The sequence below is a fragment of the Amycolatopsis sp. NPDC003676 genome (assembly GCF_053587275.1).
In genome coordinates this window covers 39967-64348 of sequence record NZ_JBSFNS010000031.1, presented here as the reverse complement: position 1 = coordinate 64348, position 24382 = coordinate 39967, and the positions used below count along the sequence as shown (strand labels likewise).

Annotated in this window: 26 protein-coding genes; 8 read left to right on the top strand and 18 right to left on the bottom strand. The window is 69.9% G+C overall.

Annotation, left to right across the window (positions count from 1 at the left end):
• Positions 1-6 precede the first annotated feature (6 nt).
• Positions 7-1443 (bottom strand): purine-cytosine permease family protein, encoded by a 1437-nt coding sequence (locus ACWDNU_RS20190; protein WP_449670005.1) that lies wholly within the window; start codon positions 1441-1443, stop codon positions 7-9.
• A 118-nt stretch (positions 1444-1561) separates the two neighbouring features.
• Between ACWDNU_RS20190 and ACWDNU_RS20185 the strand changes: the two genes are divergently transcribed.
• Entirely contained in the window at positions 1562-2587 is a 1026-nt protein-coding gene (locus ACWDNU_RS20185; RefSeq protein ID WP_449670004.1) for a LacI family DNA-binding transcriptional regulator, read from the top strand.
• A gap of 20 nt (positions 2588-2607) precedes the next feature.
• Here ACWDNU_RS20185 and ACWDNU_RS20180 read toward each other — a convergent pair whose 3' ends face one another.
• Complete coding sequence (locus tag ACWDNU_RS20180; protein ID WP_370938320.1) at positions 2608-3036, bottom strand: DoxX family protein; 429 nt, start codon at positions 3034-3036, stop codon at positions 2608-2610.
• A gap of 331 nt (positions 3037-3367) precedes the next feature.
• Positions 3368-4276 (bottom strand): NADP-dependent oxidoreductase, encoded by a 909-nt coding sequence (locus ACWDNU_RS20175; RefSeq protein ID WP_449670003.1) that lies wholly within the window; start codon positions 4274-4276, stop codon positions 3368-3370.
• An 85-nt stretch (positions 4277-4361) separates the two neighbouring features.
• Between ACWDNU_RS20175 and ACWDNU_RS20170 the strand changes: the two genes are divergently transcribed.
• Positions 4362-4940 (top strand): TetR family transcriptional regulator, encoded by a 579-nt coding sequence (locus ACWDNU_RS20170; RefSeq protein ID WP_449670002.1) that lies wholly within the window; start codon positions 4362-4364, stop codon positions 4938-4940.
• On the opposite strand, the gene ACWDNU_RS20165 is transcribed toward ACWDNU_RS20170, so the two are convergent.
• Positions 4835-5515 carry a TetR/AcrR family transcriptional regulator gene (locus ACWDNU_RS20165; protein WP_449670001.1) on the bottom strand — a complete coding sequence of 227 codons (681 nt, stop codon included), beginning with the start codon at positions 5513-5515 and terminating at the stop codon, positions 4835-4837. The genes ACWDNU_RS20170 and ACWDNU_RS20165 overlap by 106 nt on opposite strands.
• A 68-nt stretch (positions 5516-5583) precedes the next feature.
• Here ACWDNU_RS20165 and ACWDNU_RS20160 point away from each other — a divergent pair, with 68 nt between their 5' ends.
• Positions 5584-6444 (top strand): SDR family NAD(P)-dependent oxidoreductase, encoded by an 861-nt coding sequence (locus ACWDNU_RS20160; RefSeq protein ID WP_449670000.1) that lies wholly within the window; start codon positions 5584-5586, stop codon positions 6442-6444.
• On the opposite strand, the gene ACWDNU_RS20155 is transcribed toward ACWDNU_RS20160, so the two are convergent.
• The 5 genes from ACWDNU_RS20155 to ACWDNU_RS20135 form a co-directional block, all read right to left on the bottom strand.
• Positions 6437-7459, bottom strand: coding sequence for an NADPH:quinone reductase (locus ACWDNU_RS20155; RefSeq protein WP_449669999.1), 1023 nt, complete (start codon positions 7457-7459; stop codon positions 6437-6439). The two genes, ACWDNU_RS20160 and ACWDNU_RS20155, sit on opposite strands and share 8 nt — an antisense overlap.
• Before the next feature lie 46 nt (positions 7460-7505).
• Positions 7506-8324 (bottom strand): LLM class flavin-dependent oxidoreductase, encoded by an 819-nt coding sequence (locus ACWDNU_RS20150; RefSeq protein WP_449669998.1) that lies wholly within the window; start codon positions 8322-8324, stop codon positions 7506-7508.
• 57 nt (positions 8325-8381) lie between these two features.
• Complete coding sequence (locus tag ACWDNU_RS20145; protein ID WP_370938312.1) at positions 8382-9209, bottom strand: peptidoglycan-binding domain-containing protein; 828 nt, start codon at positions 9207-9209, stop codon at positions 8382-8384.
• A gap of 79 nt (positions 9210-9288) precedes the next feature.
• Entirely contained in the window at positions 9289-9597 is a 309-nt protein-coding gene (locus ACWDNU_RS20140) for a cupin domain-containing protein (RefSeq protein WP_449669997.1), read from the bottom strand.
• Between the two features lie 57 nt (positions 9598-9654).
• Entirely contained in the window at positions 9655-10089 is a 435-nt protein-coding gene (locus tag ACWDNU_RS20135) for a HEAT repeat domain-containing protein (protein ID WP_449669996.1), read from the bottom strand.
• A gap of 61 nt (positions 10090-10150) precedes the next feature.
• Between ACWDNU_RS20135 and ACWDNU_RS20130 the strand changes: the two genes are divergently transcribed.
• Positions 10151-13288 (top strand): GH92 family glycosyl hydrolase, encoded by a 3138-nt coding sequence (locus ACWDNU_RS20130; protein ID WP_449669995.1) that lies wholly within the window; start codon positions 10151-10153, stop codon positions 13286-13288.
• Positions 13289-13392: 104 nt separating this feature from the next.
• A complete protein-coding gene (locus ACWDNU_RS20125) occupies positions 13393-14652 on the top strand; it encodes a Bcr/CflA family multidrug efflux MFS transporter (protein WP_449669994.1) in 1260 nt (419 codons plus the stop codon).
• A 60-nt stretch (positions 14653-14712) separates the two neighbouring features.
• Here ACWDNU_RS20125 and lexA read toward each other — a convergent pair whose 3' ends face one another.
• The 8 genes from lexA to bla form a co-directional block, all read right to left on the bottom strand.
• Positions 14713-15366, bottom strand: coding sequence for a transcriptional repressor LexA (lexA, locus tag ACWDNU_RS20120; RefSeq protein WP_370938307.1), 654 nt, complete (start codon positions 15364-15366; stop codon positions 14713-14715).
• A gap of 212 nt (positions 15367-15578) precedes the next feature.
• Positions 15579-16034 (bottom strand): MarR family winged helix-turn-helix transcriptional regulator, encoded by a 456-nt coding sequence (locus ACWDNU_RS20115; RefSeq protein WP_449669993.1) that lies wholly within the window; start codon positions 16032-16034, stop codon positions 15579-15581.
• Between the two features lie 32 nt (positions 16035-16066).
• Positions 16067-16429, bottom strand: coding sequence for a VOC family protein (locus tag ACWDNU_RS20110; protein ID WP_370938305.1), 363 nt, complete (start codon positions 16427-16429; stop codon positions 16067-16069).
• A 54-nt stretch (positions 16430-16483) separates the two neighbouring features.
• Positions 16484-17209, bottom strand: a complete 726-nt coding sequence (locus ACWDNU_RS20105; RefSeq protein WP_449669992.1) for a maleate cis-trans isomerase family protein — start codon at positions 17207-17209, stop codon at positions 16484-16486.
• A 40-nt stretch (positions 17210-17249) separates the two neighbouring features.
• Positions 17250-17981, bottom strand: coding sequence for a hypothetical protein (locus tag ACWDNU_RS20100; RefSeq protein WP_449669991.1), 732 nt, complete (start codon positions 17979-17981; stop codon positions 17250-17252).
• 168 nt (positions 17982-18149) lie between these two features.
• Positions 18150-18905: a hypothetical protein gene (locus tag ACWDNU_RS20095; RefSeq protein ID WP_449669990.1), complete on the bottom strand. Its 756-nt coding sequence runs from the start codon at positions 18903-18905 to the stop codon at positions 18150-18152.
• Positions 18906-19038: 133 nt separating this feature from the next.
• Complete coding sequence (locus ACWDNU_RS20090) at positions 19039-19560, bottom strand: D-alanyl-D-alanine carboxypeptidase family protein (RefSeq protein WP_370938301.1); 522 nt, start codon at positions 19558-19560, stop codon at positions 19039-19041.
• On the bottom strand, positions 19557-20453 hold the full coding sequence (gene bla, locus ACWDNU_RS20085) for a class A beta-lactamase (protein WP_449669989.1): 897 nt from the start codon (positions 20451-20453) through the stop codon (positions 19557-19559). Before bla ends, ACWDNU_RS20090 begins: the two co-directional genes overlap by 4 nt.
• Positions 20454-20558: 105 nt before the next feature.
• Between bla and ACWDNU_RS20080 the strand changes: the two genes are divergently transcribed.
• On the top strand, positions 20559-21443 hold the full coding sequence (locus ACWDNU_RS20080; RefSeq protein ID WP_449669988.1) for a LysR family transcriptional regulator: 885 nt from the start codon (positions 20559-20561) through the stop codon (positions 21441-21443).
• Positions 21444-21447: 4 nt separating this feature from the next.
• Positions 21448-22353, top strand: coding sequence for a serine hydrolase (locus ACWDNU_RS20075; protein WP_370938298.1), 906 nt, complete (start codon positions 21448-21450; stop codon positions 22351-22353).
• A gap of 291 nt (positions 22354-22644) precedes the next feature.
• On the opposite strand, the gene ACWDNU_RS20070 is transcribed toward ACWDNU_RS20075, so the two are convergent.
• On the bottom strand, positions 22645-23613 hold the full coding sequence (locus tag ACWDNU_RS20070) for an SEFIR domain-containing protein (RefSeq protein ID WP_449669987.1): 969 nt from the start codon (positions 23611-23613) through the stop codon (positions 22645-22647).
• Positions 23614-23803: 190 nt separating this feature from the next.
• Between ACWDNU_RS20070 and ACWDNU_RS20065 the strand changes: the two genes are divergently transcribed.
• Positions 23804-24379: a TIR domain-containing protein gene (locus ACWDNU_RS20065; protein ID WP_449669986.1), complete on the top strand. Its 576-nt coding sequence runs from the start codon at positions 23804-23806 to the stop codon at positions 24377-24379.
• Positions 24380-24382: the final 3 nt, after the last annotated feature.

Genomic DNA, 24382 nt, shown 5'->3' with positions numbered 1-24382 from the left:
TCGAGGTCAGACGGTGGCGCGGGGACGGCCGGCGAGCAGGTAGACGGCGGCGGCGATCAGCATTCCGGCTGGCAGCGAGAAGTCGATCCCGCCGGCCGCGCTCGCCACGAATCCGGTGTACATCCCGGGAACGGAGAGGCAGAAGGCGGCTGCGGTCGCGCCGAGGACGAGGGCGGCGATGCCGGGCCAGTGCACGCCGCCGACGTACCAGAACGGGCCGCCGCGGCGTTCGTCGGCGAGCGCGTGGCCGTCGTAGCGGTTGCGGCGCAGCAGAAGGTCGGTCACGTAGATCGCCATCATCGGGCCGAGCACGACGACCATCAGCTGCATCAGGTCGTTGACTGCCTTGAGGAAATCGGACACGAGCAAGGCGTACAGGGTGAGCAGCACTCCGGCGGTGCCGTCGAGCAGGACGCTGCGGGAACGGCGCAAGCGGACGCCGATCGCCTGCAGCGCGAGGCCGGAGCTGTAGACGGTCATCGCGTTGTTGGCGATCGCGCCGAGGATCACCGCGATCAGGAAGATCGGGGTGAACCAGGACGGCAGAACGGATTCCAGCGCGGTTTGCGGGTCGCTCATGTCCAAAGTGGTCGCGGCGAACGCGCCGAGTGCGGTGAACGCGACGCTCGGCAGGAAGGCTCCGGCGGCGGTCCAGGCGGCGACAGCGAACGGTTTGGTGTCGCGCGGGAGATACCGCGCGAAGTCCGCGCTGGTGTTGTAAGACAGCGCGGCGGACGCGACCAGGGCCACGCCGCCGGCCAGCGCCGCCCACAGCGCGGCCCCGTGCAGCGGCGTCGCGGGCTGGTAGCTCCACGCGGTGTGCCGGATCAGGAAACCGCCCAGCACCAGGAAAACCGCGGTCGTCACGATGGCGAGCGGCAGGTAGAGGCGCACGATCACGGAGTGGCCGTAGACGCTGATCACCAGCGTCGCGGCGGCGATCGCGACGATCACGAGGACTTTGCCCAGGGTGTTCAGTTCGATGCCGAGCCGCGCGCACAGGCTGAACGCGGTCACCGAGGCCGCGGACCAGCTCAAGGCCACGTAGCAGACCGAAACGAGCCAGCCGTTCAGCCCGATGACGAAACGGTTGCCGCGCGTGCCGAACATCGCCCGCATGATGACCTCGCTCGGCGCGCCCGCCGCCGGGCCGCTGACCGCGACGAGGCCGACCAGCGCCCAGCACAGGTTGCCCACGACGATCACCGCGAGCGCCTGTAGCAGGCTCAATCCGCTGAGCACGAGCGCGCCGCCGACGACCAGGCTGAGGTAGCTGACGTTGGGCGCGGCCCACACCCCGAACAGGTCGCGGGCCCGGCCGTGCCGCTCGTCGTCGCCGATGACGTCGATGCCGTGGGCTTCCACCCGGGGACCGCGCCCGGGGCGGGCCGGGGGCGGCGCGGACGTGCCGGGCGGCGCGGGCGGGGTGGCGGGAGCGGTCATGGCGAACCTCCGGACCGGGGAAGTGACCCGGGCCACGGTAAGGACCCAAATCGATTTGGGCAATGGTCGGGCCGGAGCGGTTTCCAAAACGATTTGGCCGAGGTTAGGCTGCTGCGCCATGGCTGGGAAGAGAACGCGGGCGACCATCAAGGACGTCGCCCGCCGCGCCGGGGTTTCTCCGACCACGGTGTCGCACGCCTTCAGCGGGAACGGGACCGTCGCGGCCGACACCGCGGAGCGGGTGCGGGAGGCGGCGCGCGAGCTGGGCTACCGGCCGGACACGGTCGCGCGCGGGCTGCGCTCCAGCAGGCTCGGGGTGCTCGGGCTGGTGGTGCGGCCGCTCGACCCGCTGGACACCGCGTTCCTGGAAGGCGTCGACTACTTCCTGCGGTTCGCCGGGTCGGCCGCACTGGCCGCGGTGGAACGCGGGTACGGCCTGATGCTGGTGCCGGACCCGACGCGCGCCGACGCGCCCGCGGTCGGGCTCGCCTGCGACGGGTTCCTGATCACCGAACCGGTCGAGAACGATCCGCTGATCACGATGCTGACCCGCGAGTGCGTGCCGTTCCTCGGCGTCGGGCGGGATCCGGCGCGGCCCGCGTCGCCGGACTACCTCGACCTCGGCACCAGGCGGATCGTCGCCGAGGTGCTCGACCACCTGGCCGCGGCGGGCGGGTCGCGGATCGCGGCGGTGCTGGGCACCGATCGCAACGAGTGGAACCTGGACGCCGAAACGGCTTACCTGGACTGGGTTCGCGCTCGCGGGCAGCGGCCGCTGGCGGTGCGCCGCGCGGAGGTCGCCGGGGAAGCGGGCGGACGCGAGGCGGGGGAGGAACTGTTCGGGCTGGCCGAGCCGCCGGACGCGGTGTACTGCCAGACCGGGCGGCACGCGGCCGGGGTGCTGGCCGCCGCGCGGGCGCGAGGACTCGCGGTGCCCGGCGACGTGCGCATCGCCTGCGGCGCGGATTCCGATTCCGAGCACACCCGGTCGTCCGTCCCGCCGATCACGTCCGTCGACCTCCGGCCGGTGCGGCTGGCGCGCACCGCGGTCGCGGTGCTCGCCGATCGGGTCGAAGGGATCGAGCCGCCTGTCCCCGGGCCAGCGGAATACGAGCTGATAGTGCGCGGGTCGACCCGGGGATAAGCGGATGTTTTCGTTCCGGGTCAGGCGTGCGGGACCGCTCCGACGCGCGATGCCCGCGGCCGCAGCGCCGTCAGCGCCCCGCTGAGCGCGAGCCGGCCGGGGCCGGTGAACGCGATCAGCAGCAGCGCCCAGCAGAACATCGCGGCCGCTTCGCCGCCGTTCTCGATGGGGAAAAGCCCTTGCGGCACATGGACGGAGAAGTAGGCGTACGCCATCGACCCGGACCCGATCAGCGCGGCGATCCGGGTGCCGACGCCGAGCAGGACGAGGCCGCCCGCGACGAGCTGGATGAGCGCGGCCCACCAGCCCGGCCAAGAGCCCGCCTGCGCCGCGCCGTGCGCGCCGAGCACTCCGAAGAGCGATTTCACGCCGTGGCAGGCGAAAAGGAACCCGACGACGATGCGGAACAAACCGAGCGCGTAATCCTGTGCCGCGTCCAGCCGGTGCATGATGCCTCCACATAGGACGACTCGGGCGGACGGCGGCTCGGAACCGGACCTGTCCGCGAAGTGGTCCAGACCTTTCCTGGGCCGGTCTCAGGTATACCCGTGACCGGAGTCTCGGCGATACCTGCGAAAGTCAGGTTCCGGCTGATCCCGCGGGTGTGGTAACGGCCGGGGAAGGGGATGGCGTCCGGTTCGGGGAACCGGCGGGTCCGTTGGGAGGAACGGGGTTTCCGGCGTCTGCCGGGCAGTCGCGCCGGGCGGGGCCGGGCCGCGGATTCCGCGGCGGGGATCGGCGGCCTGAAACCCGGGTCCGGACTCAGTGCTCCTTATCGGTTCACAGCGCGACCACGATCTTGCCGTGGACGTGCCGCCCGGCTTGCATCGCCACGGCTTCGCGGATCTGCTCGGCCGGGAAGGCCGCCGCGATCGGCACGGTGAGCTCGCCGGAACCGATCGCGTCCGTGATCCGTTCGAGGGCGCCGGATTCCGCGTCGAACGCACCTGTCGCGCGCACGCCAGGAAGGGCGGGACCGTCGGCGATCGTGGAGATCCGCTCGGGCTGCACGCCGAGTTCGAGTGCGGTCTCGGCCGTTTCCCTGCCGAACAAGTCGGCCGCCGCGGTGATCCCTTCCGGTGCCAAGGCTCGAACTCGGGTCGCGAGGCCGGGACCGTATGCCACGGGCTCGGCGCCGAGTTCGCGCAGAAAGCCGAAGGTGCGCTCGGAGGCAGTGCCGAGTACCCGCGCGCCCGCCAATTTCGCCAGTTGCACGGCGAAGATGCCCACGCCGCCCGCCGCGCCGCCGATCAGGACGGTGTCCCCGGCGCGGAGCCCGATCGCGGCCAACGCGGCGGATGCCGTCAGTCCGGCCACCGGAAGCGTGCTCGCCACCTCGTCGCTGATGCCGTCCGGAGTGCGCCACAGTGTCGTGGCAGGAGTCTTGACCACCACGAAATCGGCGACGGACCTTCCGATCGCGCCCCCGTAAACCCGCTCGCCTGCCGCGAATCCGGCTCCCGCCTCGTCAACCACTCCGGCGAAGTCGCTGCCGAACCCGGCGGGCAGCGTGATCCCGAACCGCGCCGCCATCTCAGGCCGGGCCGCGATCTGCCAATCCATCGGATTCAGTCCGGCGGCGGTGACCCGGACCCGCACCTCGTCCGGTCCGGCGTGCGGCTCGGGCACCTCCTCCAGCTCGAGTGCTTCGGGACCGCCGAATCTCCGGTAGCGGACAGCTTTGCTCATCGGTCGCTCCTCCTCGGGAGAGTGATGGGACTTGGTCTCATCAACCGTACCCGAGTGACGGGACTAAGTCCCGTAAACTTCTCCCATGGCTCGCTGGCAACCCGACGCACCAGGACGGCTCGCCGCCGCTGCCCTCGACTTGTTCGAGGAACACGGCTACGAAAACACGACCGTGATCGAGATCGCGGAGCGCGCGGGCCTCACCAAGAGCACGTTCTTCCGGTACTTCCCGGACAAGCGCGAGGTGCTCTTCGGGGAAAGCGCTCTGGCTGGGTTGCTTGTTTCGGCGATCGCCGCTGCGCCTGCTGAAGCCGGGCCGCTCTCTGTGGTGGAGCATGCGTTGGATGTGGTCGGGCAGGAGGTCTTCACTTCTGATCGCCGCGAGTTCAGTGCTCGGCGGCAGGCTGTGCTGGATGCGAATCCGGAGCTGGGGGAACGGGAGGCGCGGAAGCGGATTGGCCTGGTCGATTCGATGATCGAGGCTCTTGAACGGCGCGGTGTTCCGGGCCGGACTGCTCGGGTGGCCGCGAAGGTGGGGGCGCTCGCCTGGGAGATCGCTCACGACGAGTGGCTCGGTGGTCGGGCGGAGTTCGGTTCGTTGGTGCGGCAGGTGCTCGCCGAGGTGCGGGAGGTCAGTGCTGCCTGCTGGGGCCGCCGGTCGTGAGCGCGGGGTCCGGTGCGCGGCGGCCATCCGGATTCCAGCAGTGCGAACACCGACGCCAGCGCCGCAGCCGGATCCGGCGCAGTACCAGTGAGGTCCGGGATTTCCAGCACGAACCGTGCCAAAGCCCGTACCGCCGGATCATCCGGAGGCAGACCGCTTTCGTCGGCGAGCGCCGCCGTCAGGTCGGGTTCGCAGGAATGCCACAGCTTCCGCGCGTATTCGCGCAGGGCTGGCGTTTGCACGATCAGGTCTCGTTTCGGGGCGTGTTCCGGCGGGATGTCCGTCGAGTACGGGCCGCGGGCGGCGAAGAACCGGTGCAGTGCGGGGAGGATCGGCCCTTCGCGGACAGCGGCGACGATTCCGGCTCGGCGTTCGGAACCGTCGTCGAAGATCAGGGCGTCTTTGCCGTCCGGGACGTGGGCGAAGAGGGTCGCGACGGAGATGTCGGCCTCTTCGGCGATCTGCGCGACGGTCACCCCGTCGTAGCCGTGCTTCAAAAACAGCCGCAGCGCGACCTCGTCCAGCTTGCGCCGGGTTTCGAGCTTGCGGCGTTCGCGCCGTCCGGTGTTGGCCACGACCCCCACTGTACCTAAATCTGAAGTGGGTTTAAAGTTGAAGTCACTTCAGTTTTAGGAGGAGTGTCATGACGGTGCTGGTGACCGGGGGCAATGCCGGGATCGGCTACTTCGTCGCGGAGCAGCTGGCCGAGGCGGGAGTGGAGGTGGTGCTCGGCGGCCGGGACGCGGCGAAGGCGGAGGTCGCGTTGAAGGTCCTTCGCGAGCGGGTGCCGGGGGCGCGGGTGTCGTGGGCGCGGCTGGACCTTGCCGACCTGGCTTCGGTCAAGGGGGTCGAGGTCGGGGCGCTCGACGCGGTCGTGCTCAACGCGGGCGTGTATCTCGACGGGCCCGAGCGGCGGGAGACCAAGGACGGGCACGAGATGACGTTCGGGGTCAATCACCTCGGGCACTTCGCGCTCACGGCGGCGCTGCAGGACCAGTTGAAGCCGGGCGCGCGGATTGTGACGACCGGGAGCTTCGCGGCGAAGTCAGCGAAGCTGGATTTCGAGGATTTGCAGAGTACGCGCGATTATCAGCCGAAGACCGCGTATGAAAGGTCGAAGCTCGCGCAGACCCTGTTCGCGCTGGAGTTGGATCGACGGCTGAGGGCGGCGGGCAGCAGCAGGCTGAGTGTCGTCGCGCATCCTGGCGGAGCGCTGGACAGCCTGACTCCGGACCGGCCGCCGCTGCATGTGCGCAGTACCAAGCAAAAGCTGAGCCTCGCGCGAATCGCCTTGCAGGGCAAGGACGGCGGCGCGCGGCCGGCGGTGCGGGCGGCGGTCGGTCCGGATGTCCACAGTGGTCAGATCTGGGGGCCGCGCGTGTTCGGCCTCAAAGGACGGCCCCGGCCGGAACCGGTGCGCGGGCCGTACGCGGACGCTGAAGCCGCCGCCCGGTTGTGGGCGGCGAGCGTGGAACTGACCGGGGTCGAGCCGGTGATCAGCTGACGTCGATCAGCACCTTTCCGGTGACGCCCTTCTCCGACGCCTCATGCGCGCGAGCGGTTTCCGCCAGCGGGAAACGGTGCACAGGCAGGCCGTTATCGGGGCCGAGCCGGAGTCCGCCGTCGATCAGGGCGGCGTTGAGGTCTTCGGCGCCGGCGCGCAGGCGGTCGAATCCGACGGTGTAGAGCACCAGGAATTGGTAGCGGCTGTTGAGGAAAACGTTCTGTCCGAAGTCGACAGTCACGGTTCCGGTGCCGCGGTCGTCGCCGTAGGCCGCGACCACCCCGCGCGGGCGGAGCACCGCGGCGTGCAGGGGAGCGTTCACGCCGACGGCGACCTCCACGATCACGTCGACCCCGTCCGGCGCGATTTCCCGGATCGCCGCGGCGACGTCCCCTTCGGTGTACCGCACGACATGCTGCGCACCGGCGGCGCGCGCGAGAGCCGCTTTGTCCTCGGTGCTGACGGTGGCGATCACGGTCGCTCCGGCCCAGCGCGCCAGCTGGATCGCGGCGTTGCCGACCGCGCCCGCGCCGCCGCTGACCAGAACAGTCTTGCCCGCCAACGCATTCGGTGCCAGCCGCTGCGGTCCGTCCTCCGCGACAGTGAGCGCGCGGTGCGCGGTGAGCGCCGGGATCGCGAAAGCGGCGCCCTCGTCGAAGCCTACGCCGTCGGGGAGCGGGACGAGCCGGTCCGCCGGAAGCACGGTGTACTCCTGCGCGGTCCCGGACAACGGCGAGTGCGCGGCGGCCAGCAGCAGCCACACCCGGTCGCCCACGGACAATCCGTCCACCCCGGAGCCGATCGCGTCCACGACGCCGGCTCCGTCCTGGTTGGGCACGGACAACTCCGCCTCGACACCGAAACGGGAGCCGGAGCGCGCCTTCCAGTCGGTCGGATTCACCGCGGACACGGCGATCCGCACGCGCACCTCGCCCGGCCCCGGCTCCGGCACGGCGAGTTCGGACAACGTCAGCACTTCCGGGCCGCCGAACTGGCGGTAGGTCACAGCTTTCACCCTCGGTGCAATTCACCGGCGGGCGCGGCTATTCCCGCCGCGTTCGTCAACGTCCGCTGAGCCGCGCGACCACCGGGGCGAAGTCCTCGAGGAAAGCGCCGTGCACGCTGTAATACGACACCCCGAGTTCCTCGCGCCGCCGCTGCAGCTCCTCGGCCATCGCGGCCGGTCCGCCGCGCAGGAGGGTGAGGGAATCGTGCTCGGCCAGGGTCTCGATGTCGTGCCCGATGAAGCTGCGGGTCCACGGCGGGATTTCCTCGCCGACCACGAAAATGTTCATCGCCAGCTCGACCTCCCGGCCGCCGGCCGCGGCCCGGATCTCGGCGGCGTACTCCGCGGTCTCCGCCCGGCTCGCGAGGACGCTGTGGGCGAGCGTGACGACATCAGCGCGTTCACCTGCCAGGCGACGCGCTTTCGGCCCGCCCGCGGCGACCATCACCGGCGTGTGCGCGTCGCCGTCGAGGCGGCGCAGGTGCGAGATCGTGTCCGACACCTGGGCCAGCCGCTCCGGACCGGTGCCGTACGGCAGGCCCAGTTCGGCGGCGGCCTCGCGCATCGGCGGGATCCCGGTGCCGATGCCCATCTCGAACCGGCGGTCGGTGAGCACGCTGAGACTGTGCGCCTCCCACGCGGCCGCGCGCGGCGTGCGCAGCGGGCTGGCGAAAACGAACGTCCCGACCCGCAGCTCCGTCGTCACCGCCGCCGCGACGGCCAGCGACGCGGTCGGGGTCGGGAGATGCAGGTTGTCCGGCGACAACAGGGTCGAATATCCGAGGTCCTCGGCGCGGCGCGCGGTTTCCCGCCATTGCGCGCCGCCCGCTTGCGGCGCCGCGACGACCCCGAACCGAAATGTTTTTCCCGCCATGGGGCCAGAAAACCACGGCTGCCGCACTCGCGCCAGCAAATGCGGCAGCCGGGTGAGTCAGCCGCGCTGGTACTGCTCCCAGGTCAGCTTCGGGTTGACCGCGGGGCCGTCGTCCTTGCCGTGGTTGGCGAGGCCGTTCTGCCCGAGGTAGTAAGCGCCGACCTGGTGCTGCGCGCCCGAGGACAGGTCGGGATCGTTCACCGCGATCGCGTGGATGTGGTAGCCCCAGTCGCCTTGCGACGGTGTGCGCACCCAAGCCGCGAACCCGACTTTCCGGAGGTCCTTGGCGAATTCGACGCGGGTCGCCGAGGACATGTCCGCCACTGAAACGTCGAAAGCGCCGCCGCCGTCGTGCGTTCCGGCCGACGCGCCGACGCCGCCCGGGTTGTACGAACCCTGGGTGAGGCCGACGTCCTTGCCGAACAGCTTTTCGGCTGCTTGAAGCATCGCCTTGGTGCGCGTGTTCAGCGTGACGCCGTGATAGGTCACGTGGCTGCCCGCGGATACCACATTGGACACGCTGTACTGACCGGCGCCGAGCTTCTCCAGCGACGTCTTGCCGGGCAGGCCGGACGCGTCGATTCCGGTGTAGCCCAGCGACTTCTGGTACTTCGAGTAGGCGTCGATCGTGGTGGTGCCGAAGTAGCCGTCGACGTACTTGGCGTCCAGCAGCCCCTTGGCCTGCAACGCCTTCTCGACCAGCAGGACGCTGTCGTGCGCTCCCGGTGTCTGGGTGCTGTCGGCGCGCTGCGGGTCGATCTGGGCCGCCAGCAGCACGGCTTCCATGTTCGCCGCCGGCAGTGCCGCGGCTGCGCCCGGAGCGGCGACGGCGACCGTGGCCGCCGCCGCGGCCCCGGCGGTGAGCACTGCGAGTTTCCTGAGCATCCGTGTCCTCCCGGTCCTGGTCGGTCCGGGCCGAGCATCGCCGAACGGGATACACGGGACGTACAAATGCGGCTCGACCTCACTCCAGCCACTCGGTGACGAACCGGTCGTTCTCGTGGATGTGCACCGCCTCGTACGGTTCGGGCCCGAGGGAAACGAACTTGTGCGGCGTGTTCGGCGGGGCGACGAGCACGTCACCGGCGACGCCTTCGCGCTGCTCGTCGGCGATGGTGAACAACGCGCGTCCGCGCTGGATGACGAAGGTTTCGCGGTAAGGGTGCTGGTGCAGCCGCGGTCCGGCGCCGGGCTCGGTTTCGTATTCGCGGATGACGGAGACGCTGGAGCCGATCTCGTAGCCCTCGACGTCCCGGGTTGCGGGTTCAGTCATGTCTGTGAACGTTAGCCCGCTGGAGCGGTGGCTGGAGAGAATTCGGCGGGATCCCGGTCAGGCGATGGCGCCGTTGGCTCGGGCGCGCCAGAGTGCCGTTCGTGCCTCTCGGGTGTTCAGGCGGGTCAGTCCGATGACCGCCCAGTCGCGCAGCAGCTCGTCGGTGCCGTTGAGCTGGGCGGTGAGCACTGGCAGCGCTTCGGGGGATTCGGCTATTCCGATCAGTTCGAGCAGCCAGCTGCGCAGCCCGCGGTCGGCTTGCTCGTTTTCGAACTGCTCGATCAACGCGGGGAGGTGCTCGGCGGCGTGGTCGCGGAGCCAGCCGAAGCCGTCCTCCGCGCGTTGTGGGTCGCGGCTGCGCATCATGCGGATCGCCGCTTCGAAGCCTTTCGCCATGGCATCGAGCGTATCGAGGCTGTACAGCGCTTTCTCTCGCCTTTCGGGCAACCTGTCGGATGTCTGTCCGCCCAAAACCGGCCAGATCTCTGTCATTCGGTTGACCTCGCGGCCCGCCAGCCGGAAAGGTCGGACAACACGAGGTCTGGGAGGCAGCGTGCGGTACTCAGTCGTGGCAGCGTTGGTGACGGCGGCGGTCGTCGGAGCGGGAACCGTCGCGGCGGCAGCGCCGCAGACGCCGCTCGTGAGCGATCCGGCGGCGTACGTCGATCCGCTCGTCGGAACCGGGCGCGGCGGCACTTCGGTCGGCGAGATCAACAACTTCCCCGGGCCGGCCGCGCCGTTCGGGATGATGCAGTTTTCGCCGGACACCGACGGGTCCTACGCCGGCTACCAGTACCACAGCGACAAGATCCGCGGCTTCAGCCTCGACCACGCGTCGGTCGGCTGCAACGCGTTCGGCGACGTTCCGATTCTGCCGGTCACCGGTGACGTCGGGGCCAAGCCGTGGGATCGCGTCGAACGGTTCACGCACGACGGTGAGCAGGCGGAGCCCGGCTATTACGCCGTCACGTTTCCTGATTCGGGCGTGCGTACCGAGTTGACGGCGACCACTCGCACGGGGCTGGCGGCGTTCACCTTCCCGGCGGGGCAGAACGCGCAGGTGCTCGTGAAGGGCGGCGCGAGTCTCGCGGGCAACTCCGCGGCTGGCCTGCGGATCACCGGCGACCGCGAGGTCAGCGGGCAGGCGACGACCGGCCACTTCTGCGGGAAATCGAACAAGTACACCGTCTACTACGCCATCACCTTCGACCGTCCGTTCACCGCGCACGGCACCTGGGACGGCAAAACCGTCCAGCCGGGCAGTGATCAGGTCGACGCGCCGAAAGCCGGGGCGTACCTGACCTTCGGAGACGCGGGCACCGTTCATGCGAAGGTGTCGATGTCCTATGTGGACGTTCAGGGTGCGAAAAAGAACATGGACTCCGGCTGGGACTTCGCCGCGATGCGCCAGAAGACGAAAGACGCCTGGCGCGACGCGCTCGGCCGGATCCGCGTGGCGGGCAAGGATTCCGCGCAGCTCAAGACGTTCTACACCGCGCTCTACCACAGCCTGATGCACCCCAACACGTTCAACGACGTCGACGGCCGCTACATCGGCTTCGACAACCAAGTCCGCACGCTCCCCGCCGGGCACTCGCAATATGCCAACTTCTCCGACTGGGATACCTACCGCTCGCTCGCGCCCTTGCACGGCATGCTGTTCCCGAAGGAAGCCAGCGACATGGCGCAGTCGCTGACCAACGACGCGGTCCAGGGCGGCTGGTGGCCCCGCTGGCCGATGGCCAACGGCTACACCGGGCAGATGACCGGCGACAGTTCGGTCGCGCTGCTGTCCAGCCTCTACGCCTTCGGCGCGCGCGACTTCGACGTCAAGACCGCGCTGAAGTACCTGGTCAAGGGCGCGACGTCGGTGGACGAGACGCCGGGCGCGTACCAGGAACGCCGGGGAATCGCGGACTACCTCGCTCGCGGCTACCTGCCGAATAACGACGCCTCCCGCGGCGACCATGCGCGCGTCGGGGCCTCGATCACGCTGGAATGGGCGATCGACGACTTCGCCATCGCGCAGTTCGCGGGCGCGATCGGCGACCGCGGCGTCGCCCGCGACTTCACGAAACGCGGGCAGAACTGGCAGCACCTGTTCAACCCGGCCACCGGCTACCTCCAGCCGCGCGGCCAGGACGGCCGCTTCCCGGACGGCCCGGCGTATCAGCCGCCCGCGCCCGGCACCTTCGGCCAGGACGGTTTCGACGAGGGCAACGCCGCGCAGTACACCTGGCTCGTGCCGCAGGACACGGCCGGGTTGGTGACCGCGATGGGCGGTCCGGCGGCGGTGTCGGCGCGGCTCGACACCTTCTTCCAGAAGCTCAACGTCGGCCCGAACGAGCCGTACATGTGGGCGGGCAACGAGCCCGACTTCGGCGTGCCGTGGCTGTACAACCACGTCGGCCAGCCGTGGAAGACCCAGGAAGTCGTGCGCCGGATCGCGACCACGCTGTTCAGCGCGACCCCGGACGGCGAACCCGGCAACGACGACCTCGGCGCGCAATCGTCGTGGTACGTCTGGGCCGCGCTGGGGCTGTACCCGTCGACTCCGGGCACGCCGGATCTCACCGTGCACAGCCCGCTGTTCGAGCGCGCGGTGCTGACGCTGCCGGGCGGTCGCACGCTGGACATCCGTGCGCCGGGTGCGTCGACGACCACGCAGTACGTCCACGGCCTGGCCTTGAACGGGCACCGGTGGGATCGGACGTCGCTGCCGCAGGACCTCGCGCGGGGCGGCGGGCGGCTCGACTTCGCGCTGTCCGCGCAGCCGGACCGGAACTGGGCGGCGAACACGCAACCACCGTCCTACCGGGACGGGGAGGAACCGTACGTCGCCTCGGTGGCCAACCAGGTCACCGTCGAACCCGGTGGCTCCGGCGCCGTCGCGGTGAACGGCCAGCGGCTCGGCGGGCACCTGCGCTCGCTGAACATCGCGACGTCGGCACCGGCCGGGATCACCGTATCCGGACCGCGTTCAATGCCGCTCGACGACCGCACTGGAAGCGGGAAAATCGACCTGACAGTGAGCGCGGCGGCGGGAACTCGCGCGGGTTACTACGAAGTGCCGGTGACGTTGCGCGGGCAGGGACATTCGGTTTCTTCCTCGATAATTGTGTTGGTCGCGCCGAAGGGAAGCCTGGCCGGGGCCTTCGGCAATGTCGGAATTTCCGACGACGGAGACGGCGGTTCGGCGAATTTCGACGGCGCCGGAAACAGCTATTCGCGGAAAGCGCTGGCCGACGCCGGTCTCGCTCCGGGTTCGACCGGACACGCAGCGGGTACGACGTTCGTCTGGCCTGCCGCGCCGTCCGGTCGTCCGGACAACGCGGTGGCGTCCGGACAGAAGCTCGATCTAGGTGGAGCTTCAGTCGGCCGCCTGCTTTTCGTCGGTTCGGCGACGAACGGAGACCATCGCGGGAGCGCGACCGTCGCGTTCACTGACGGCACGACCGCGACCGCCGATCTTTCGTTCGGTGACTGGGTGTTGCCGGGCGGAAATGCCGAACCAGTGTTCGGCAATACGCTCGTGGCCCGCACCGCGCACCGGAATCAGCCCGGCGGCCAGGGAATCGGCGCCTCGGTTTACGCCACCTCGCCGCTGGAAATCCCGGCGGGCAAGAAGATCGCGACGGTGACTTTCCCGGCCGATCCGGACCTCCACGTTTTCGCCCTCGGTCTGGGGTGAGTTTGTCAAGCGGGATTCCCAGGGTGTGATCTGTTCGCGGGTTCCGGAATTTCTCGGCCGTCTTCTTCGTAGGTGCCCAAGTGCTCACGACGAAGGGGAGTGGCGTGAACGAAACACGCGAAGCGCCGAACGCGGGGAGCCAGCTGAAGCTGGTGCTCGTGCTCGGCGTTCTGGTGGCACTGGGGCCGCTGTCCATCGACATGTATCTGCCGGCGCTGCCGGACATCACCCGCGAACTGTCGACGACGGAGTCGACGATCCAGCTGACCCTCACCGGAACGGTGCTGGGGCTCGGGCTCGGCCAGTTGATCGCCGGCCCGCTTTCGGACGCGATGGGGCGGCGCATCCCGCTCGTCGCGGGAAGTTTGATCCACGTGGTCGCGTCGCTGCTGTGCCTGGTGGCTCCGACGGTGGAGCTGCTGAGCGCGGCGCGCGTGCTGCAGGGGCTGGGCGCCTCGGCGGGCGCGGTGCTGGCGCTGGCCGTGGTGCGCGACCTCTACACCGATCGCGCCGCGGCGAAACTGCTGTCCAAGCTCATCCTGGTGATGGGCGTTTCCCCGGTGCTGGCCCCGACGCTCGGCAGCGCGCTGCTGGCGTGGACGCACTGGCGCGGGGTGTTCGTGGTGCTCGCCGCGATCGGGCTGGCGAGCGGGATCGCGGCGGCGCTCGCGCTGCCGGAGACGTTGCCGCCCGCGCGGCGGCAGCCGTTCCAGTTCCGGGCGACCGTGCGGTCCTACCGGAGCCTGTTCACCGACCGCTCGTTCGTCGGGCTGGTGCTGGTGGCCGGGTTCGCGATGGCCGGGCTGTTCGCGTTCGTCAGCGGCGGGTCGTTCGTGTTCCAGCAGCAGTACGGGCTGGACCAGCAGCAGTTCGGCCTGATGTTCGGGGCGAGCGCGGTGTGGCTGATCGCCGCGACGCAGGTCAACGCCCGGCTGATGAACCGGTTCGAACCGCACCAGGTGCTGCTCGTGGCGAGCCTCGCCGCGGCGGGCTCGGCGGCGGTGCTGCTGGCGACCGCGCTGACCGGGTTCGGCGGGATGTTCGGCGTCGCGGTGCCGGTGTGGGCGGTGCTGTTCTTCGCCGGGCTGATCCTGCCGAACGCGCCCGCGGTCGCGCTCGACGCGCACGGGAACAACGCCGGGACGGCCGCGTCGCTGCTGGGCGCGGTGCAGTTCGGCGTCGGCGCGGCGGTCTCGCCGGTGGTCGGCCTGCTGGGCAACAACGCGGCCGCGATGGCCACGGTGATGTTCGGCGGGCTGGTGGTGTCCGGCCTGGTGCTGTGGCTGATCGCGCGGCCGTGGCAGGGCAGGGTCGCGAAGGAGGACGAGCTGGTCGACACCCGGGTTCCGGTGACGGTCGACTAAGGCCGGGGGAGGGCTCGTGGGCGGCGATCGCGGTTCTCGCCGGGATCGCCGCTCACGGGATCACATGCTGCGGAGCACCGAGACGACCACGCCGAGCACCGTGGCCCGGTCGCCGTCGATCACGTCGTAGGCCGGGTTGCGGGGCTCGAGGTACACGTGCCCGTCGCGGCGGCGGTAGACCTTCACCGTCGCCTCCTCGTCGATCATCGCGGCGACGATCTGCCCCGAATGCGCCTCGTGCTGCTGCTTCACCACCACGATGTCGCCGTCGCAGATCGCCGCGTCGACCATCGAATCGCCGCGCACGCGAAGCCCGAAAACGGTGCCGCGGCCGGTGAGCCCGCGCGGCAGCTGCAGGACGTCGTCCACGTGCTCCAGCGCGGAGATCGGCGTGCCCGCCGCGATGTCGCCGACGACCGGCACCGGCACGGAGTCGCCGCCGTCGCGCGAGGGGACGTCGCCGAGGAAGGCGCGCACGTCGATCGGCCGCGACATCGTCGAGCTGCGGCGCAGGAAACCCTTGTCCTCCAGCGCGGCGAGATGCTTCGACACCGAGGACGTCGACCGCAATCCGACCGCTTCGCCGATCTCGCGCGTGCTCGGCGAGTAGCCGTGCTGGCCCACCCAGTCCCGGATGGTGGCGAGGATGTGCTGCTGCCGCTCGGGCAGGGCCGAAGCGTCGAGGTGGTCGAAGACGTCGTCGTAGGCGGTCACGGGCCGATCGTAGAGGGCGTCTCGGCCGGTCGCGGGGGCCGGGGGCGTTGTTCCCGCGGTCGCTCCACTGTGGACTGTGGATGCGGTTGGCAGACTTTCCCTCCGGAGGGTGTCCGCAGTATCCGGGGCAGCAGTATCCGCAGTCGGCTCCGGTTCCGCCGCAGTACGGCGCTCCGGGAATGCCGCCGCACCAGGGATGGCCGAGCCAGTGATCACTGCCCCGCGAAATGCCGCTGCTGGTCGGTGACCTCGGCGAGCATCCGCTTGAACTCCGCGTACTCGCCCCGCCCGAGCCGCTGGGCGTGGCGGTCCTCGATCCCGGCCAGGATGCGGGTCGAGGCCCCGATCATCGCCTGCCCGCGATCGGTGGGGCAGACGAGTTTCGCGCGCCGGTCGGCCGGGTCGGGGCGGCGTTCGACGTAGCCGAGCGTTTCGAGTTCGTCGACCATCGTGCCGATGACCTGCTTGCGCCGTCCGGACAGCCGGGACAGCTCCGTCGCGCGCGCACCGCCGGGGCCGAGGTAGGCGAGCACCGCTCCGTGGCGCGGGCTCAAGTCGCCGAAGCCTTCGGCGGCCAGTGCGGTGAACAGTTCCCGCTGCACCGCGAACAGCAGCCGCCCGGCCAGCATCCCGAGGTCGGGTTGCGCGGGCACTCGGGAGTCAGGCACGGCGGAGATCGTAGCCCTCGGCAGCGCGCGGGTCAGGACCGCCGGGGCAGCACGCAGAATTCGTTGTCTTCAGGGTCTTTCAGCACGATCCAGTGGTCGTTCTCCGGATCTTCCACGACTCTCGCACCGAGCGTCACGAGGCGGGCCACCTCGTCGCGCTGCTCGACCGTGTCCGGCGCGATGTCCAGGTGCAGCCGGTTCTTGACCGTCTTCCCCTCGGGCACCGGCTGGAACAGCAGCGACGGCCGGTCGGGCGCCTTCAGTTCGACGTAGGTGAGTCCATGGCTGTCCGGCCACCGCTCGGCCCTCGGGTAGCCCAGCGCTTCCCGCCAGAATTCGGCGAGCGCGTCGGCGTCCCGGCAGTCGACGGTGACGGCGATCAGGTGGCTGCTCATGATCGATGACTACCCGCGATCCGGCCCGGTTACTCATCTGTCCACAGTGGACAATCAATGCGGGTGGGCGAGGAGGGTGCCGAGACCCGGTCCGGCGGCCGGGCGGCCGAGCAGGGTGAGGCAGTGCCACAGCGTTGCCTGCGTCGCGGTGAGCACGGGTTTTCCCGCGAGTTTCTCGAGCTCGGCGAGCAGCGGCGCGGTGTGCAGGGCGGTCTCGGGAAGCAGGACGGCCTGGGCGTCCGAGGAAGCGGCGGAATCGACAAGGTCGCGGATCCGGGCGCTGTCCCAGGCTGCCAGGTCGCGGTCCGAACCGGCGTCGGCCGACACGGCGTGCACGGTGGAGATGTCTTCCTCGGCAAGGAACGCCGCGAACGCGTCGGTGATTTCGGGTGCGTACACCGAGGCGAGCGCGACTCGCTCCAGGCCGAGCCGGTGCGCGGCGGCGAGGAACGCCAGCGACGTGCTGCTCGCCGGGACGCCGAGCGCGTCCGTCAGAGCGTCGGTCTGCGTCTTGGCCACGGCGACGCCGTCGATGAAACTGCAGCTCGTGCATGCCCAGCTGACGACGCGCGGCGACGTCGTGAACGCCGCCGCGGCCTGGACCAGCCGGTCCGGTTCGCTCAGCTCGCGCACGGCGGTCTGGACGTTCTCCCGCTCGACGACGCGCCGAGCCCACGGCACGTAGGCGAATTCCACGCCCGGCCGGGCGTCGAGGCATCCGGCGAGGGCGGTGAAGTCGTCTTCGGCGCAATCGCGGGTGGGATACAGCAGACCGATCATCTCGGGCAGTGTCGCACTTGACCGCCCGCCCGGCAGAACTTCAGGAGCCGGGGCCGGAGTAGATCTCCGCGGCGGGCGGGGCCTGGACGGGGACGGGCTGGTCCCAGCCGGTGAACTCCATCGTGCCTTGCTCTGGGGACTCGTACTGCAGCAGGCGGTGCGAGCCGGCGGCCTCGAGGAAGATCGTCCTGCTGCCGTTCTTGTACCGCACAGCCGGAGTGCCCGCCACGTCGGCGGGTTCGCTCGCGGAGTAGCCGGGCTGGTCGAGGTCGTCGGCCATGGCGCCGACGAGGAAGTCGCGATCCAGGAAGATCTTGACCCCCTCGCCTAACCCCCGGGCCATCGGCGAGGCCATGGACACCCACTTGTCGTCCAGCGGAGAGCGGGCCCCGGCGGGGCGCCCGGCCAGCTTGGCCATCCCGCGGGTGAACTTGATCCAGACCTTGTCGCCGACGCGGACCACCGGAATCTCCGAGCCGTCCTTCTCGATCGATCCGCTCGCACTGTCCTTGTTGAGCTGCACGTCGATCTTCGTCGGGCCGTCGCTGCCTTTGACATGGACTGCGGTCGACTTCTTCATCTCGGCCGAGACGGTGTCGCCGACCGTCGCGGCCTCGGGCGGCGCGTCGAACGGCTTGACCGGCGAAGTCGGGGCCGCGCTGGACAGCGACTGGGCGGGAGTGCCGCCGGAGCCGGAACAAGCGGCGCACACGAGCGCGACGGCGAGGGCGCCGCAGCGAAGGAGGAAACGTTTCTGGACCGGGCGAATCATGCGGTTTCCGTTCGGGACAGGCCCGGGACATCTCCGGGCGCATCCGCTTATCGCCTGCTTCGGCGGTCTGTTACGGCTTGTCCGCCGCCGTCATGGATCCGTGATTCGGATCCACAGTGGACGGCGGCCTCGCGTTCCCGAGCGGCGCGGGAACGCGAGGCCGTCCGATCAGGAGCCGGGGCCGGAGTAGATCTCCGCGGCGGGCGGGGCCTGGGCCGGGACGGGCTGGTCCCAGCCGCTGAACTCCATCGTGCCTTCCGACGGGGAATCGAGGCGCAGCAACCGGTGCGAGCCGGCGGCTTCGAGGAAGATGGTCCGGCTGCCGTTCTTGTAGCGCAGCGCCGGGGCGCCCGCCACGTCCGCGGGTTCGGCGGCGGAGTAGCCGGGCTTGTCGGCGTCGTCGGCCATGGAACCGATGAAGACGTCGTAGTCCAGGAACAGCTTGAACGCCTCGCCGAGGCCCTGGCCGAGCTTGGAGTCGAGCGAGACCCACTTGTCGTTCACCATCGAGGCGGCCTCGGCGGGAAGTCCGGCCTGCTTGATCAGCGACTTGGTGAACCGCATCCAGACCTTGTCGCCGACGCGCAGCACCGGGACCTCGACGCCGTCCTTCTCGATCGAGCCGCTCACGCTGTCCCGGTTGAACTGCATGTCGACCTTCATCTTGCCGTCGTCGCTCTTCGAGCCCTTGACGTGGACCGCGGTCGACTTCTTCATCGCGGCCTTGACGGTTTGGCCGACGGTCGCGGCGTCGGGCGGGGTGTCGGACGGCGCGGCCGACGAGCTCGCGGCCGGGCTGGCGGCGGGCGGCTGCGCGGCGCTTCCCCCGGAACCGGAGCCGGAGCAGGCGGTGCACGCGAGTGCGGCGGCGGCCGCGACGGTGCCGTAGCGCAGAAGAAGACGGTTCGAGACCGGGCGAATCATGCGATTTCCGTTCGGGACAGGCCCAGGACACCCCCGGGCACATCCGCTTATCGACCGGTACGGAGGTTCGTTACGGCTTGCCCGGTTTCGTCACGTATCCGTGACTTCCGGGTCCACTGTGGACCAACCGGCCTCAGCTGGCGGCGCGGGTCGGCGCGTAACCGGGGTGCGGCAGCCGTTGCGGGCGGCCGTTCGGGTGGTACTCGAAGTGCCACCATTCGTTGTCGTACACGCGATACAGGCCGAACCGTCCACCGTGGACTTCGAGCCATTGCGCGCCTTCGTAAGGCCGGACATCGAGCGCGACGCCTTGCACGTGCTGCGATTGCGCGGGCGGAAGCGTGAGATGCAGGGCGAGTTCGTGCGAACCGGCGCGCTGCACTTCGGCGTGGAACAGATCGGCCTGCGTGGCGGCGTCGCGGTGGCCGGACGTCAGGCCGAGCAGGATTCCGTGTCGCCACAAGGCTTCGGTGCGCGCCGCGGTGAACGCGGCGTACGTGCCAGGCGTGAGCCCGGCCAGGTTTTCGGCCGGATAGCGGGCCCCCAGCGCCCACTGGCACGCGACGTGCCGCGCCCGGCCCCGCGCGACCACCCACGCGACCGGCACGAAAAGCACCGCGAGCACGTGGGTGACCACTCGGTAGATTCCGGTCACTGCAACGCCTTCACGACCGCGGCGGCGGCCTGCGCGATCAGTTTGTCGTCGGACTTCGCGTCCTTCTGCGGGCGGTCGGACAGCACGGCGAGCACGATCGGCGCCCGGTTCGGCGGCCACACCACGGCGATGTCGTTGCGCGTGGCGTAATCGGCGGATCCGGTCTTGTCCGCGACCTGCCAGTCCGCGGGCACGCCGGCGCGGATCACGTGCGCGCCAGTGGTGTTGGCGCGCATGATCTTGGTGAGCACGGCCTGCTTGTCCGCCGGGAGTCCCGAGTCGAGCGCGACGGCGCGCAGGTCCTTGGCCCAGACTCGCGGGGTGGTCGTGTCCCGGACGTCACCAGGGCTCGTCTCGTTGAGAGCGGGCTCGATGCGGTCCACGTGGGTGACCGTATCGCCCAGCCGGCGGACCTCCGCGGCCAGCCCGGCGGGACCCCCGATTTCGCGGAACATGAGGTTATCCGCAGTGTTGTCGCTGTAACGCAGCGCAGCGTCGAGGACGCTCTGTAGCGACATTTGCTCCCCGATGTGCTTCTCCGTAATCGGCGAGTTGGGCACGAGATCGCTTTGCCGAATCGTGACCGTCCGGGCCAGATCGTCCCCGCGGTGCAGGATGGCTGCCGCGTTGAACACCTTGTGCGTTGATGCGTAGGCAAAACGCTCGTCGGCGTGATAGGCGACCTCGCGGCCGTCGCCGGTGTCGATCGCGTAGACGCCGAGCCGGGCGTCGAAAGCCTTCTCCAGCGCGGCGAAATCCGGCTGGACGACGGTCTTGGCCGCGGCCGGCGCGGCGGACTGTGCCGCGCTCGCCGGAGTTTCCGGTGTTGCTGGTGTGGCACATGAGGCTAGCGCGACCAATGCGAACGCGGCCAGGGTCAGCCTGCGGAACACGGGGTTCTCCCTCCGAAGTCGATCAAGTCCCCAGAAGCGTGCCCTCGTCCGGTTCATGCGGGCCAAGACACTTTTGTGCGAGATGATGCGAATCTGGCATAAGCTGTGGTCGTGGACTTGGTCGGCAGCTGCAAAGCGTTCGTGAGCGTGACCGAAGCGGGGAGTTTCACCGGCGGTGCGGCGGTCGCGCGGATCCCGCAGCCGGTGGCGAGCCGCCGGATCGCGGCGCTCGAGAAGCATCTGGGGGAGCGGCTGTTCGACCGGTCGACGCGGCGGGCGCGGCTCACGCCGTTCGGCCGGGACCTGCTGCCGTCGGCGCAACGCCTGGTCCGGCTCGCCGAGGCGATGGAACACGACGCTCAGCGCGCACGTCGGCGGCCGTTGCGGCTGGCGGTCCCGGACACGTCGACCACGCGTGATCTAGCCGAACTCGAGGCACAGGCGCGGACGGTCGAGGTGTTCCTGGAGTTCCGGGTCGCGGGGCCGGCTGAGCGGGCAGAGCTGGTGCGGACGCAGGAAGTGCGGGCCGCGCTCGTCGCGGTGCCGCCGGAGGACGGGGTGTGGACGGTGCCGCTCGGGCTGGCCAGCGAGGCCGAGCCGGACGAAGCCGTGGTCCACCTGGAAACCCTGCGTGCGGGCCGGGCCGCTGGTGCGCGCCGCCGGGTGTGGGTGCAGCCGGAGGACGACGTGCCGCACGTCCGCGACCGGGTGTTCCGCGCACGGGACGCGGCCGGGCTGTTGCCCGCGCAGGTCGAGGTCGCGGCGACGTTGACGACGGCCGCGGCGAGCGTGATCGGGTCGGCGGATCTGCTGCTGTGCTCGGCGGATCAGGCGCGGGAACTGGGGTTGGCGTGGCGTCCGGTCGGCGGCGTCCGGCTCTCGCGCGGGTACGACGTGGCGGCCGGGCTCGGCGACGACGTCGACCGGGTGCGGACGCCGTTGCGCGCGGCGATCGCCCGCTGTCTCGGCGCGAACGTTGCGGCAGACTGACGCCGTGAACACTGAAGCGCTGCTGGCGCGGCTGCGGGACGAACTCGACGAAGGCGGGCTGCGCGGCTCGTTCCTCGTCCGGGACCTCGGGTCCGGCCGCGAGATCGGGATCGAGCCCGACCTGGAGTTCGCGACCGCGTCGCTGGTCAAGGTCCCGCTCGTGGCGGTGACGCAGGACCGGATCCGGCGCGGCGAACTGGACGGCGCGCAGCAGGTGGAGATCGAGCCCGGCCGCGCCGAGAACGCGGGGCCGACCGGGCTGGCGCGCTTCCGGCATCCGGCGCGGGTGTCGCTGGACGACCTGATGTACCTGGCTTCCGCGATCAGCGACAGCGCGGCGGCCGACGAATTGCTGGCCCTCACCTCGCCCGCGGAGGTCACGCGGACCGTGCGGGAGTGGGGCATCACGGGCATCTCGGTGCGGCATTCGCTGAGCGAGCTGAACGACACGCCGCTGGAACGGTTCGACGCTGCCGAAGCGCACCTCGCGCATTCGCTGGCGATCGGCGCGGTGACCGAAGGGCGGGGACATCCGGTGCGGCAGCTGGATGTTTCGCGGGCGAGTTCCGGTTCGGCCCGCGCGTTCGCCGACCTGCTGACCGCGTTGTGGACGCCGTCGAAGATCGACCCGGACGTGTCGGCGCGGGTGCGGGAATTGATGGGCGACAACCTGTTGCGGCAACGGCTTGCGCCGGATTTCGCTTCGGATTCCGCGAAGTGGTCGTCGAAAACGGGGACGTTGGTGAACTTGCGGCACGAGATCGGGGTGGTGGAGCACTCCGACGGCCAGTCGTTCGCGGTCGCGGCGCTGACCGAATCCCGGGTGCCCGCGGCGATCCAGCCGGAGGCGGAGATCTTGATGGCACGGGTCGCGCGCGCGTTGCGGGACCATCTGCGGGCCCGCGGATAAGCCGGTCCGGCCGGATCCGCCCTCGCGGCGAATCCGGCCGGTTCTTCCGCGTCAGGCCAGGCCCAGCAGCGTGAGGATGAGAACGATTCCGTGCGTCTGCATTTCCGCGCACCTCCCTCCCGGATCCAGGCACGGAAAATCCCCGCCGCGAAAGAGCGTCAATTCGCGGTTATCGGGGTTTCCGTGATTCTCGGCGAACCGCCCGGAACGAGCGGCGTGCACCCAGAATGCGATCCGGGAACGAGGGCGGACAAGGGGTTTCCTGTTTCCTCGGAAGGAGGAAACCCCAGGTCAGCGCAGGGTCGGATTCCCCCAGGCGAGTGCTGCCGGGCGGGTGGTGCGAGCGGCCGGACCCGCCGGGGAGACGCCCGCGGCGGGGCGGCGGATCTCCAGCCGCAGCCGCCGGATGCCCGTGACGTCGAGTTCGGTGTGCCGCGGGCTGCCGAACGCGGAATGGTCGAGGTGGCGGATTTCCCCGTCGAGCCGGACGCAGAACAGGCCGGTCTGGAAAGCCGCGTCCTCGGCGTCGTCGAGCACGCCGGCCACCGCGGTGAAATGCGCGTAGGAACCGCCTAGGTCGATTTCCGCGAACGCCCACGCGCCGGAAGTCGGTCCGGCGGTGCGGAAAACGACGCTGTGCGCGTAGCTGATCCCGTCGATCCGCGCGGCGCCGGCGGTGATGTCCGCGCTCTTCTCGCGCCACGGCAGTTCGGTCGCCAGCACCGGTCCGGCCGCGGAATCCGTTTCGCCGCGCCACATCCCGCGCACCGGTCGTTCGTTCTGGCTGCGCCCGGTGATCGCGGAGAGCAGTCCGGCGACGCCGTCCTCAGTGAATTCCGAAATCCGGAAATGCGTCGTGGAATACGGGGTGAGAAAGGACGGAATGTCCTCGACCGAAGCGCCCGGCAGCACCACCGGCAGGATGCGGCTGGTCTCGCGCTCCAGGTCGCGGGTGAGCGCGTCGCGCATGATCCGCGCCTCGAACTGGGAGCCGCGGCCCTCGTCGAAGGGCGCTTCGCCGTCCGCCCGCCGTTTGTAGTTCGGCGAGGCGACCACCAGCACGAAATCGGCGGCGAGGATGTTGCGGATCGCCCAGGCCGACCAGTCGAGCCGGGAGGCGTCGTCCCATTGGTCCAGCCGGACGTCGAGCCCGATCCGGGCGCAGAGGAAAGTGGCGAAGGTCCCGACCTGCCGGTAGTGCTCGGCGGCGGTGTCGTGGGCGTAGCTGATGAAGACGCGGGGCGCGGCGGGGGCGGACATCGGACTCCTCGAATTCCGGCGGCGGCGACCGGTCCAGTTTCGGCGCGCGCGCCGGACCCGGCGGGCGGGCGCGGGTTTTCGGCCACAAAGTGTCCAGAATCTGTCCCTTGTCGCGGCGCGCGCCAAAGGTATCGTCGGGAGCCGAGGTCGGATCGCCAGGACGCGGAAATCGACGGGGAGCGGTGCCCAGGTGTACCACTACGACGTTTTCATCAGTTACGAACGGCGAGCCGAAGCCATCTCCAAGTGGGTCCGCAACCATTTTTACCCGCGGTTGTGCGAACTGCTCGACGGGAACCTCGACCGGGACGTCCAGGTGTTCTTCGACGGGTCGGTTCGGGTCGGCGGGAAGTGGCACGAGGAGCTACGTTCTGCCTTGCAGCACACCAGGGTTCTGGTTCCAGTGTGTTCTCCGAAGTACTTCTACAACGAGTGGTGCCTCGCCGAATGGGCCTCGATGGCGCGTCGCGAAGAACTGGCCGGAAGAGACCGTCCGGCCACTCTGATTTACCCGGTCATCTACTGCGATTCGAAAAACTTCCCGCCGTACGCGCATGAACGCCGGATGAAAGACCTGACCGAGTGGAATCATCCGTACGAGCAATTCCAAGTCTCGGCCAAGTACATCGCTTTCCACGACGAGATGAACCGCATCGCGGCGGAGATCGAGGAATTACTCAGCGCGGCTCCGGCGTGGCGGCCGGACTGGCCGGTGCTGACTCCTCGCCCGGACACTCCGCCCGCCTCCCGGTTTCCGAGGCTCTGAGCG

Excerpts from the sequence above, each read along its gene's own strand:
- ACWDNU_RS20070 (WP_449669987.1), bottom strand. The coding sequence starts at position 23,613 with ATGTCCGCCCCCGCCGCGCCCCGCGTCTTCATCAGCTACGCCCACGAC.
- ACWDNU_RS20170 (WP_449670002.1), top strand. The coding sequence starts at position 4,362 with ATGGCTCGCTGGCAACCCGACGCACCAGGACGGCTCGCCGCCGCTGCC.
- ACWDNU_RS20190 (WP_449670005.1), bottom strand. The coding sequence starts at position 1,443 with ATGACCGCTCCCGCCACCCCGCCCGCGCCGCCCGGCACGTCCGCGCCG.
- ACWDNU_RS20100 (WP_449669991.1), bottom strand. The coding sequence starts at position 17,981 with ATGATTCGCCCGGTCCAGAAACGTTTCCTCCTTCGCTGCGGCGCCCTC.
- ACWDNU_RS20110 (WP_370938305.1), bottom strand. The coding sequence starts at position 16,429 with ATGAGCAGCCACCTGATCGCCGTCACCGTCGACTGCCGGGACGCCGAC.
- ACWDNU_RS20185 (WP_449670004.1), top strand. The coding sequence starts at position 1,562 with ATGGCTGGGAAGAGAACGCGGGCGACCATCAAGGACGTCGCCCGCCGC.
- ACWDNU_RS20160 (WP_449670000.1), top strand. The coding sequence starts at position 5,584 with ATGACGGTGCTGGTGACCGGGGGCAATGCCGGGATCGGCTACTTCGTC.
- ACWDNU_RS20180 (WP_370938320.1), bottom strand. The coding sequence starts at position 3,036 with ATGCACCGGCTGGACGCGGCACAGGATTACGCGCTCGGTTTGTTCCGC.
- ACWDNU_RS20175 (WP_449670003.1), bottom strand. The coding sequence starts at position 4,276 with ATGAGCAAAGCTGTCCGCTACCGGAGATTCGGCGGTCCCGAAGCACTC.
- ACWDNU_RS20150 (WP_449669998.1), bottom strand. The coding sequence starts at position 8,324 with ATGGCGGGAAAAACATTTCGGTTCGGGGTCGTCGCGGCGCCGCAAGCG.
- ACWDNU_RS20095 (WP_449669990.1), bottom strand. The coding sequence starts at position 18,905 with ATGATTCGCCCGGTCTCGAACCGTCTTCTTCTGCGCTACGGCACCGTC.
- ACWDNU_RS20105 (WP_449669992.1), bottom strand. The coding sequence starts at position 17,209 with ATGATCGGTCTGCTGTATCCCACCCGCGATTGCGCCGAAGACGACTTC.
- ACWDNU_RS20135 (WP_449669996.1), bottom strand. The coding sequence starts at position 10,089 with ATGACAGAGATCTGGCCGGTTTTGGGCGGACAGACATCCGACAGGTTG.
- ACWDNU_RS20145 (WP_370938312.1), bottom strand. The coding sequence starts at position 9,209 with ATGCTCAGGAAACTCGCAGTGCTCACCGCCGGGGCCGCGGCGGCGGCC.
- ACWDNU_RS20140 (WP_449669997.1), bottom strand. The coding sequence starts at position 9,597 with ATGACTGAACCCGCAACCCGGGACGTCGAGGGCTACGAGATCGGCTCC.